This is a genomic window from Shewanella sp. 11B5 (assembly GCF_002836795.1).
Taxonomy (GTDB): domain Bacteria; phylum Pseudomonadota; class Gammaproteobacteria; order Enterobacterales; family Shewanellaceae; genus Shewanella; species Shewanella frigidimarina.
In genome coordinates this window covers 1-5,377 of record NZ_PJAP01000541.1, presented here as the reverse complement: position 1 = coordinate 5,377, position 5,377 = coordinate 1, and the positions used below count along the sequence as shown (strand labels likewise).

Here is a 5,377-nt window from a genome sequence, read left to right as displayed (position 1 = left end):
AACTTGTTATGATGTGACTGCAATATTTAGCACCGTTGAACGTGTTGTTAAATAATCACCGATGACCGAGATTGTGTCGTACTCGCTTTTCTCATCCAACAATCCCTATTCGTTAAGATAAAGAGAGATCATTTTGACCAAAGCTACTTCATCAGTTACCACGGCAGGAAACAGCCCGGCATCGTTTGTGGCGTTATTGCCATTATTTTTATTTTTAGGATTATTTATAGGCGCAGGCTTATATTTTCAAAGCCAGGGCGTTGATTATGCGTTCTATCAATTACCCAGTGTGATTGCGATTTTACCTGCCATTGTGTTGGCGGTGCTGTTATCGAAACAGAAAATCAACAGTGCGATAGAAACCTTTATTGAAGGTATTGGCCACAGCAATATTATTGCTATGTGTTTAATTTATTTATTGGCAGGCGCATTTGCTGCAGTGGCTAAAGCCACTGGTGGCGTTGATGCTACCGTTGCACTTGGTCTGTCGTTTATTCCATCAAATTTACTATTGCCTGGTTTCTTTGTTATTGCCGCCTTTATCGCGACTTCAATGGGCACATCTATGGGCACCATAGCGGCAGTAGCACCAGTGGCATTAGGTGTTGCAGACCAAGCACAAATTGATTATGCCTTAATGGCTGGTGCGGTGATGTCTGGTGCATTATTTGGAGACAACTTATCGATTATTTCAGATACCACGATTGCGGCAACACGTACTCAAGGTTGTGAAATGAAAGACAAGTTCCGTGAAAACTTAGTGTTTGCAATTCCGGCGTCGATCCTCACCTTGATTGCTTTTTCGATTGTCGGTCAAGGGCAAGCGGATATTGCTGTTCAGGATATTGAAATCTTAAAAGTATTACCGTATTTAACCATTCTGGTATTAGCTGTGGTGGGTTTAAACGTTTTTGTGGTGTTGTCGCTAGGGATTGTACTTGCAGGCATGACAGGCGTACTGACTTCAGAATATAGCGTTATTCAATTTGGTAATGATATTTATACTGGCTTTACCAATATGCAGGAAATTTTTATTCTGTCGATGTTAGTTGGTGGTTTAGCGGCGTTAATGCAGCAGCAAGGTGGATTAACCTTTGTCAGTAAACAAATTGAGGGCTTGATCAGTCGTTTTTCAAAAGCCAATGGCGAAGCATCAAGTCGTGCAGCAGAGCTAGGTATGGCAGCGATTGTTGCCGCAACGAATACGTGCGTTGCTAACAATACGGTTTCGATTGTGGTGACGGGCGATATTGCGAAAGAGCTTGCTGAAAAACATGGAGTATCGCCAAAACGAGCAGCCAGTATTTTAGATATCTTCGCATGTATTATTCAGGGATTAATTCCGCATGGCGCCCAAGCATTATTAATTGCCTCGGTGTTTACCATTAGCCCATTAACCGCAGTGTCTAATGCTTGGTACTGTATGATTTTGGCCGTTATTGCGGTGATTATTGTGATATTTCGTAAACGTACTTAAATTGGCTACAGGGTAAATCACACAGTCGCTTGGTTTAACGAGATTAAGATTAAAGTGACTATTTAGTCCGCTATAGCAAATAATGCCCAGTCAGCCACGATTGGGCATTTTTATTTTTGGTTTAAATTTTGGTTTAAGTTAGGGCTTAGGTTTAGTTTTTGGGTTATGTGATTATCGGCTTTTACTTTTTTGCTTTCCGCGTTAACATTCTCATTCCATTTTTGACATAAGTATCGATCAGTGACAGATAGAGTCCGTAATTATGATTTACACCTAGTGATTGTATTTATGTCATTGGCAGCGGCTGCAATCTGCTCTTTTGGCGTAGGAAGTGCGTTGATAGTACAAGCCGATGGTATAAGCTTAGACATGTTGATGATCCGCCCTGATACGCTTGGTAATTATATGCATTCGTCGTTTGCAATCGTGTTTAATTTATCACTATTAGCGGGTGGCTCATGCTTCTTACTCGCCATGGTGGCGGTGTTTAATACCTTTCCTGATTTACTGAGCCGTTACATTGCCATTATTGGTGGTGTAGTTGGTGTTAGTATTGTGCTAATGGGTGTGTTTCCGATTAACTTTTTAGACTTACACCGTAAAGCGTCGACGCTTTATTTATTCAGTACCATTTTTTTGCATTGTATTTGCCTACTTGATTACTTTAAACCTGGCAGCACGATGACCAAGCGAATGCTTAGTTTGAGCATTATTTCAATATGCAGTGGGTTATTATTATTGACGCTGTTCGATTGGAGCCAGTTGGATTTTGCTGAGTGTTCGGCCGATTTACCTCAGTATTGTATCGTGTCCTCAGCCATGTGGACATTAACGCAAGCGAATATTCTATGGTGTATCTGTCTTGGGTTAAGCCTGCTGTCAACCATTAAAACTCAACAACATAACGTGTATCAATTTCTCGAAACCCGTTAACGTCTATTTATTCCTGCTTGAGTATTATCTATGATATCAATGCGATTAAGTCTATGACATCAATGCGATTAAGTCTATGACATCAATGCGATTAAGTCTATGACATCAATGCGATTAAGTCATTATTTGGCTGTATGTGGTGTGGCGTCAAGACGCCAAGCTGCACGACTTATCGACACTGGTCGAGTGAGTATTAATCATCAATTAGCTAAACACACTGACCGAGTTAACCTTTGTGAAATTGAGACAATTCTAGTAGATGATAAACCGATCCTTGCTGTGCAAGATAAACAGTATTGGCTATATCATAAGCCTGTTGGAATTGATTGCCGTTTATTAGTTGATGATCCCCACAGCTTACTGCATGTATTACCTGAGTTACCAAGGTTGTATCCTGCAGGGCGTTTGGATAAAGATTCTCGTGGTTTGCTACTACTCACTAATGACGGTCAATTAACGCAAGCGCTAATGCATCCCGATTATTATCATCCTAAGACATACGTGGTCCAAGTTGATAAGCCAATTAGTACCAGTTTTTTATCGATGATGGCAAATGGGGTCAGTTATGGTGATGTGCAAACTCGATCATGCGATATTCGGCCATTGAGCTTAACGGCTGAAGAAGACCGGTTTGAGATTGTATTAACCCAAGGATTAAATCGACAAATACGCCGTATGTGTCAAACGTTAGGTTACAAAGTGATTGATTTAATGCGAACTCAATTACTCGATATACGTATTGATGAGCTTGCAGAAAAAACAATGCGGCCATTAACGGCCGCAGAGTTATCGAGTCTTAAACGTGCAGTAAACTGAGCGTTATCTAACGATTTCCATTTCAGCTAATAAGTTGTCAGCATTATCTAAATACTGCATTACCCATAGCATGTAGCGGCTGTCTACTTGGATAGAACGGTTACTTTGTGCGTCGTATCCCCAGTCACCAATGATACTTTCGTACACACCATCAAACAGTAAACCCACTAGTTCAGCACGGCCGTTTAAGGTTGGTGAGCCTGAGTTACCACCCGTTGTGTCTAAGGTAGATAAGAAGTTAACCGGTACAGAATCAACCGCTTTGACGTAGTAATCGCCGTATTGCTTTTGTTTAATCAGCTCAAGTTGTTTAGCTGGCGCATCGAAAGGATCAACACCAGTGTCTTTGGCTAAAATGCCTTCTAAGCGTGTAAAAGGCACCGCCACTAAACCATCCTGTGGAGAATAACCTTTAACGTTACCTACCGTTACACGCAGGCTTGAGTTTGCATCAGCATAAACAGGTTTTCCTAACTCGCGATTGTAAGCAATGATAGCGTCCATATATTGTGGACGTACTTTCATTAAGTCACCTTCTAATTGCTTTTTCTCTTTCTCGCGCGCCATGTCAGCATCAAAGGTCTGTACTGCAAATTGAATGAATGGGTCGTTAGATGCTTTAAAGTCGGCAACCGATTTGTTCATCCATGCTAAGCGAGTTTCTTTGTTATTTAGCTTGGTGTTGGCGTACATTTTATCGAGTGTTTTAGCTAATGCTTTAGCATCGAACTTGCTGCTAATACCAAATGCTTTATCTAAAGCGGCTAAATGCTGCTCTGCAGGTAATGCAGCATAACGTGTCAGTAAATCGGCTAGCAGGGCTTTATCGACACTGGCGGCATAACGGCGATCAATACGTTCCATGCTTGAAGTGAAGTTGGTCATGTCACGTTCTTGGTAGCCTGGTTCTCGTGCCATATCAGCTAAGGTTTTCTCATTAGCTAAGCGATACAAATCACGAGCGGTAGTGACCATAGTGGTGTAACCGATGTAACCTAATAAAATGTCACGTTGCTGATTTTGCTGACTCTTAGCCACTAACTTTTCTAAGCTTGATAGTGTTTCGCCATACTGCTGTTGGCGCTTTTTATCTTTGCCGATCCAGTTGGCTAAATCGCTCTCTATTTTCTCACGATCAGCGAGCATGGTTGATTTTCCATAATACTCAATCATCGAGGTAAAGTTTTTGGCATAATTGGCTAAACCGGCAATCAAGCTTTCGTATTTAATCCGCTCGTCGCTGCCTTCTGAGGCGGTTTCTTTGATGATGCTAATCATGCGCTCTTGCAGGACTTTGCCTTCTGGATAAGCCCAATTAAACTGATTGTTCACTTCATCGGCAGTGCGGTATCGGTTGGTACGGCCAGGATAACCAGCAACCATGACAAAGTCGCCATCGCTAACGCCTTTAGCTGATACTTTTAAAAAGCTTTTTGGCTCGTACGGTACATTGTCTTTGCTAAAATCGGCAGGCTTGCCGTCTTTAGATACGTAAGCACGATAAAATGAGAAGTCACCGGTATGACGAGGCCACATCCAGTTATCGATATCACCGCCGTATTTGCCCACACTAGCGGCTGGGTTATAGGCTAAACGCACATCACGAATTTCTAACTGCTTAACAAGATAATATTCTAGGCCGCCATGGAAACTATACACTTGGCAACGGTAACCATCCTCTTTTTCACATTCAGCAACTAAGGTTTTTTCTTGTAGTTCTATACCTTTATAAAACTCATTGCCCACTTTATCCATCTGGTTTGCTTTAACTTTATCGTTAACATCGGTTACTGCTTCAGTTACAAAAATACGTGAACCAGGTGTCGCCGGTAATTCTTCGGCGTAAGTTTTAGCTAAAAAGCCGTCTTTAAGGAGGTTTTTTTCTGGGGTGGAGTTGTACTGAATTGAGCCATAGGCACAGTGATGGTTGGTAACTACCAAACCTTTTGGTGACACAAATGATGCGGTACAACCACCCAGGCTGATAACGGCATTCATTGGGAATTCAGTTAATTTTGAAATTGAATCAGCGCTTATTTCTAAGCCTTTTGCTTTAAGTTCATCAGCCATTGCGGGAAGTTGATGTGGTTGCCACATGCCTTCATCTGCCGCAGCGCCAAAGCTGGCTGCCATTGCGACAGTTAATAACCA

The 5,377-nt window shown here is 41.8% G+C and carries 4 protein-coding genes; 3 read left to right on the top strand and 1 reads right to left on the bottom strand.

What is annotated here, in order from left to right; genetic code table 11:
* Positions 1-133: 133 nt before the first annotated feature.
* The 3 genes from CXF78_RS12740 (at position 134) to CXF78_RS12730 (ending at position 3,226) form a co-directional block, all read left to right on the top strand.
* A complete protein-coding gene (locus tag CXF78_RS12740; RefSeq protein WP_102037007.1) occupies positions 134-1,477 on the top strand; it encodes a Na+/H+ antiporter NhaC family protein in 1,344 nt (447 codons plus the stop codon).
* A 240-nt stretch (positions 1,478-1,717) separates the two neighbouring features.
* Entirely contained in the window at positions 1,718-2,410 is a 693-nt protein-coding gene (locus tag CXF78_RS12735; protein ID WP_041412747.1) for a hypothetical protein, read from the top strand.
* A 108-nt stretch (positions 2,411-2,518) separates the two neighbouring features.
* Complete coding sequence (locus tag CXF78_RS12730) at positions 2,519-3,226, top strand: 23S rRNA pseudouridine(2604) synthase RluF (protein WP_180957136.1); 708 nt, start codon at positions 2,519-2,521, stop codon at positions 3,224-3,226.
* Between the two features lie 3 nt (positions 3,227-3,229).
* Here the strand turns inward: CXF78_RS12730 and CXF78_RS12725 are convergent.
* Positions 3,230-5,377: S46 family peptidase (locus tag CXF78_RS12725; RefSeq protein WP_102037005.1), on the bottom strand; the 2,148-nt coding region annotated here is incomplete at its 5' end.